At 71.5% G+C, this 5,262-nt stretch carries 6 protein-coding genes; 3 read left to right on the top strand and 3 right to left on the bottom strand.

What is annotated here, in order from left to right:
* On the top strand, positions 1-1,108 hold a 1,108-nt coding region (locus tag ACQKIP_RS38815), incomplete at its 5' end, for a protein kinase domain-containing protein (RefSeq protein WP_427745226.1).
* Positions 1,109-1,313: 205 nt separating this feature from the next.
* Here the strand turns inward: ACQKIP_RS38815 and ACQKIP_RS38810 are convergent.
* From ACQKIP_RS38810 to ACQKIP_RS38800, 3 genes are all read right to left on the bottom strand, one after another.
* Entirely contained in the window at positions 1,314-2,528 is a 1,215-nt protein-coding gene (locus ACQKIP_RS38810) for a hypothetical protein (RefSeq protein ID WP_365867161.1), read from the bottom strand.
* Positions 2,529-2,834: 306 nt separating this feature from the next.
* On the bottom strand, positions 2,835-4,175 hold the full coding sequence (locus tag ACQKIP_RS38805) for a hypothetical protein (RefSeq protein ID WP_365867159.1): 1,341 nt from the start codon (positions 4,173-4,175) through the stop codon (positions 2,835-2,837).
* Positions 4,176-4,201: 26 nt separating this feature from the next.
* On the bottom strand, positions 4,202-4,651 hold the full coding sequence (locus tag ACQKIP_RS38800; protein WP_365867157.1) for a hypothetical protein: 450 nt from the start codon (positions 4,649-4,651) through the stop codon (positions 4,202-4,204).
* A gap of 66 nt (positions 4,652-4,717) precedes the next feature.
* Between ACQKIP_RS38800 and ACQKIP_RS38795 the strand changes: the two genes are divergently transcribed.
* Together ACQKIP_RS38795 and ACQKIP_RS38790 are read left to right on the top strand one after the other, a co-directional pair.
* Complete coding sequence (locus ACQKIP_RS38795) at positions 4,718-5,047, top strand: hypothetical protein (protein ID WP_365867155.1); 330 nt, start codon at positions 4,718-4,720, stop codon at positions 5,045-5,047.
* The coding region (locus tag ACQKIP_RS38790; RefSeq protein ID WP_427745225.1) for a hypothetical protein at positions 5,034-5,262 on the top strand (229 nt) is incomplete at its 3' end. The genes ACQKIP_RS38795 and ACQKIP_RS38790, both read left to right, overlap by 14 nt.

Genomic DNA, 5,262 nt, shown 5'->3' with positions numbered 1-5,262 from the left:
GGCCCACGCTCTGCTCCGGTTCGTCCGCGAGGGCGTCACGCGCATCGAGCACCCCCATGTCGTGGCGCCGTCCGGCTGGGCCGCAGCCGACGACCGGGTTCTGATCGCCATGGACCTGGTGGGCGGCGGCACGCTGGCGGGCCTGGTCGGCGACTACGGCCCGCTGCCGTCCCGCTATGTGCTCACACTCGTCGACCAGGTCCTCGCCGGACTCGAAGCCGTCCACGCCCAGCGGATCGTGCACCGGGACATCAAACCGGGCAACCTCCTGCTGGAGGCCACCGGGCTGGAACAACCGCGGGTGCGCATCGGCGACTTCGGGCTCGCGCACCAGGCCGGCGAGGTCCGCATCACCCAGGTCGACCAGATCATCGGCACCCCGGGCTACATCGCCCCCGAACAGTACGACGGTGCCGAGCCGGACCCGCAGTTCGACCTCTTCTCCGTGGGCGTGGTCGCCCTCCACCTGCTCCAGGGAGAAGACCTGGACGCTGCCGGCCTCGCCCGGGCCTTCGACGGCGACGGCACGCCACTGGCCGCCCCCGAGCAGGTTCCCGATCCGTGGTGGCAGGTGCTTTCCGCGCTGCTGCACCCGGACCCGCGGCAGCGGCCGCCCAGCGCGGCCCAGGCCCGCGCGGCCCTCGCCGCGATCGCACCGCGGCTGCCCCAGCCGGACAGCGACAGCCCGATCGAGGTATTCGACCAACTCCCGCCCCTGCCCGATGGCTTCGGCCCCACCGGCCCGATCACCACCCATACCGCACCGCCCGTTGCCCCGACGCCCCAACCGACAACCCCCACCTCGCAACTGCGCCGCCGCACACCCGCGCCCATCACCCCGCTGCCTGAGCCCGCACCGCCCGTTGCCCCGACGCCGCAGCCGGCAGCCCCCACCATGCAGCTGCGCCGCCGCGCACCCGCGCCGAGCGCCTCGCGGCCCGGGTCCGTACCCGCACCGGCGCCCCTGACGGCCGCCGCAACCACACCACCGCGCATGCCCGACGCGGGCGCGGTGCACCGCCCCGCCGGCGTGCCGTCCGGGACGCGTCTGCTCGCCGTGCTCGGTCTGCTGTTGATCGGTCTGGGCATCTGGGCCTGGCTGGCCTGAACTGGCCCAGCGGCGCAACAGGGTTGTGGGGTCGCCGGCGCCGCGGACTCGCTCGTCTCGCGGTCGCACGGTAGCCGCTCCCCACCTCAGCTACGGGGCGCCGCATCGGGTCTTGCCGGCCGCGGCATTACCGGCGCGGGCGGCTCGGACATCTGGGACGCCGGCAAGCACCCGCACCGGCTCGTGGCCGCACGGGCCCAGGTGGCTACGCCGTCCGGCGCCGCGCGCGCAGCACGCGGCCGGCCGCAACGGCCAGGAGCAGCACACCGGCGGTGCCCGAGCCGATCGCCAGCATCTTCCTCCCCTCCCCATCTGCCGTCGCGGCTGCCGCGGGGCGTTTCCCCGGCTGCGCAGGAGGCTGAGCCCCGGGGACCTGGAAGATGCCCGGGTCGCCGGCGTAGACGGGCCGTGTACGGGCCGCGCCTTCGACGCCCAGGCGCACCGTCAGTCGCAGCGGTGTCCTGCCCCAGGTGGGGGCGAGCTCGGGGGAGGCGGTCACCTGCACGAAGTACCAGCCGGGAAAGCGCATTGCCGCCGTCTTGCGTTCTCGGTTGGTCCTGTTCTCGTATGCCACGGCCGGCAGCGGGTCCATGCGGGCGCTGGCGGGCTCGCCGTGGTAGCTCGCCGAGCTGCCGGCCACCTTCATGCGTGCTGGGTTGTAGACCGTGAGCGACAAGGCGTTGGTCACGTACGGTCCCTTCTTCTGCCCGGCGAGCTCTGCGGCGACTGTCAGCCGCTGTCCCCAGTCGACCGGGACCCTGTAGAACCGCGACTGCCCCGGGACGATCTCGCCGGCCGCGGCGCCACCCCGTACCCGTGCCGCGACCGCGAACCCTGCCCCGCCCTGCACTGCGGCCGGGGTGCCGTCCGGCACGAGGGGACGGGGGAAGCGCGCGGCGGGGTCGTCGGCTCGCGATTTCTTCAGCGGAGGCTCGGCGTCGACCCGCAGATCAAGCCCCCACGGGGCGCTCCCGGCGCGCTGCCGGTAGCGGGAGACGGCCACGTAGTAGGTGCCGGCTTGCTGGCACTTCGCCTCCGCCGCGTCCTCGGCCGAGGCGATCATGCGGCTCGTGGAGGCGGCGAGCGGCTGCGCGGATCCGATCGCGAACCCCGCACCCTGACGATCACAGCGGTGGCCGTCGGCGTCCAGAAGCGAGACGCGCAGCGAGTCCGTCGGCGTGCGCTCAGCCCCGGTGCCGGGGCCGGGGACGCCCACCACCGACACATACGTGTGTGACGTCGCGTCGAGCGCGACGCGGAAGTAGACCGGTTCGCTGCCCGAGAGCGTGCTGCGATAGGGCGTGCCATTGGCAAGCTTGTGGGCGCCGAGCAAACTGGAACTACCGCGGACGGTGCGCGCGTCGGGATCGTAGCCGTAGGAGTGCGGCTCCGGGGCCGCGTGCGCCGGCGGAACCGCCAACGCGCAGACAAGGACCGCCACCCCCGCCCAAACCCGTAACTGGGCCCTGTACCGTGCCCCCACCGAGTCCCTCCCGACCGCCGTGCTTGCACTGTGCGCTGCTCCGCCGCGCCCTCAACTCGGCGGCGGCTCGTACGCGTGACCGATATCCTGCCGTCTGCGGCGCTGGCTGTCCGGCCGTCTTGGCGGCTGGCCGGGAAGTGGCCGGTGGAGCAGTTGTCCTGCACAGCGGGAGCAGTGCGGGGTGCCGGGGGCGGAACTGTATCGAGTCGGGTCCCGAGCCAGGGGTTGTACGTGTGCTGACGATCAGCTGCCGAGTACGTCCATGAGGTGATCGTCGAGATCGGTGACGAAGTCCTCACGCCGCCAGGGCCGCAGCTCATCGCGGGCGTGTCTCAGCCTGAGCGCGGGCACTCGGCCGCCGGTGGCGCTTGCTGCGGTCACGCACTTGTGGAGCAGTTCTGCCGCGGCGCGCGGATCGTCCATCCGGATCCGGGCCAGCGCCTGGTCCGTTGTGATGATGGCCCGCTGTACCTGCTCGCGCGGGCCAGTGAGCGCGTCGGCCGAGTCGGCGAACTGATCGTGCGCGATGGTCGGGTCGCCGGCGTACAACTGGCACACCCCCTCGAAACCGCGCAGGTGCCCGTGCGAGAACGAGGCGGGGGCCGGGTCATCGGTGTGGTCGGCGTCGAGGTCATACCATGCAAGCCCCAGCGCAGCCTGAGACTGGCGCTCGAGCCCGGCGCGGGCGGCGAGTTCTGCTTGCAGGGCGTGGGCGCGTGCGCGCACCAGGGGGGAATCGCCGGATCGTGCCGCGCGGACGGCACAGTCGGCCAGGCGCCGGGCGTCCTCAAGGCCCTGCGCCGAGTAAAGGGCGACTAGCGCATTGCTCAGGTGTACGATCGATCGCCGCCACGGCTGTCCAAGGCATTCGGCCTCGCCTGTGGCTTGCGCGTACAGAGCGCGGGAGGCGGCATCGTCCCGGGTCTCGAAGGCCAGCCGTCCGGCGAGTGCCCAGGCCATGACGGCTGTCTCCCGCAGCGCGGGCATGACTGAATCCGGCACGGCTGCGCGCAGCAGTTGACGGCACGCTTCGACGGCAGGGGAAAGGATCAACTGCAACCGCACGAAGGGGAGCGAGCCCACCTGTGCGTTGACGTCTGAGACCACTGATGCGAGCCCGGCCACGGTTGCCTCATCGGCGCGTGAGGGATCGGCAAGGGCGGTGCCCAGCGTGGCCTGCAAGCCGGGGGAGAGGAGGGCGAGCATCCCGCCCCCGGAATCGGTCGCGGCGCGCATCAGCAGGCTGCGCAGCTCGGCTATGCGCTGCTCGCTCTCCCCGAAGTCGGCCAGGGCTCGAAGGTATTGGGCGAAGTCGGAACCCGCGCCGAGGGCCAACTGGCCGGCGGGAGTGCGGGCGTAGAGGTGGGCGAGGAGGAGCTGGTAGCGCTCGTCCGGCAGGACGGGCACGGGGCATTCCCAGCGGGCGACGGATCGCTGCACGCTGGCTGCCGAGGGGAACGCGCTGCGGGGCTGGTGGAGTTCGGCGGCGATGGCGAGCAGGGCGCGTGCCGCGCCGGACAGGGACAGGCCTCGCCGGTGACGAAGCGCTTTGAGTGCTGCCGCCCCTGCGGCCCGGCCGTCCATTCTCGCCATGGTGGCGCACAACCGGGCTATACGGGCACGATCAGCCGGGCTTTCCCCATATGGGCTGTGTAGTCGAGCGTCTGCCATGTTCCGCTGCTCGGTTCGCTGTGATGCGGGAAGCCGATCGTCATCTGCGCCCGGTCGACCATCCACCGGTTCCGAGCGTGGTACGCGGCCGACGTCAGCTCGGCGGCCTGCAGCTCGACGACTTGCCCGATGCGATCGCGGCACCGAACGATCGCCTGCCGCGCCTCGGCCGGCTGCTGGTCGAGGGTGCCCGGCGTCACCACCGTGATCTGCGCGTGAGAGTTTGCGGCCAGCCACACCAGAGACAGTGAGTCGATCCCCTTTGCGCCGCCGATGTAGAAGTGCGCGTCGCTGGCAAAGGGGCCAAGATACTCGACGAAAAGTCTCGTATATCCCTCGACGCTCCGATGGCTGGTGAGCCGGGTACCGGTGATCGCGACGGTGCGCATCAACATCAACTCCGTGTCATAGGTTGTCATATCCCGCCGCGGGGCAGCCCTTGAGACGGTCGCCTTGTGGACACCGAAGACACGCTACGACTTGCTGCTCACCTGACGGCCCACGGCCCGACGGTGACCGTCAACGGGGCGGAAAGCCGCTTGCGAGTGACGAGCTCTCTGAACGACATGCTTTCCGAAAAGACTGTCGCGACCGGAGACCGCTACGGCACCAGCTTCGACTACGAGATTGGCGGGCGAGGCCACGAACGAGCCTGCGCCGAACGCTTCGCACAACTGCTCGCCGTGGGCACTGCGACCCGGGCTGCGCCTGCACGACCACGTACAGCACAGCAGCAGCCGCAGCGATCCACTCGATCGGAAGCAGGCGAACATGTCGAACGATAGCCGCACGGCAGGCCCGCAGGGGTCGGAGCCCGCAGCGCCAAGGCAACACCCCGTCGGCGCCCTGGTCATCGATTTGCGCCGCCAGTGTCTGGGCCGGGTGATGGGCCATGAAGGCCCCTATCTGCAGCTGCGTCCGCCGGGCGGCGGTCGGGAGTGGGACGCTGACCCTCTCCGGGTGCGGGAAGCGAAGGGGGATGAGGTTCTTCGTGCGGGCG

The sequence above is a fragment of the Streptomyces sp. NPDC059900 genome (assembly GCF_050270335.1).
In the GTDB taxonomy this organism is placed as follows: Bacteria; Actinomycetota; Actinomycetes; order Streptomycetales; family Streptomycetaceae; genus Streptomyces.
This window is presented reverse-complemented; position numbering and strand designations above follow the sequence as displayed.

What these genes read in the sequence shown, in the direction of transcription:
- ACQKIP_RS38805 (WP_365867159.1), bottom strand. Translation starts at nt 4,175, where the DNA reads ATGGACGGCCGGGCCGCAGGGGCGGCAGCACTCAAAGCGCTTCGTCAC.
- ACQKIP_RS38800 (WP_365867157.1), bottom strand. Translation starts at nt 4,651, where the DNA reads ATGCGCACCGTCGCGATCACCGGTACCCGGCTCACCAGCCATCGGAGC.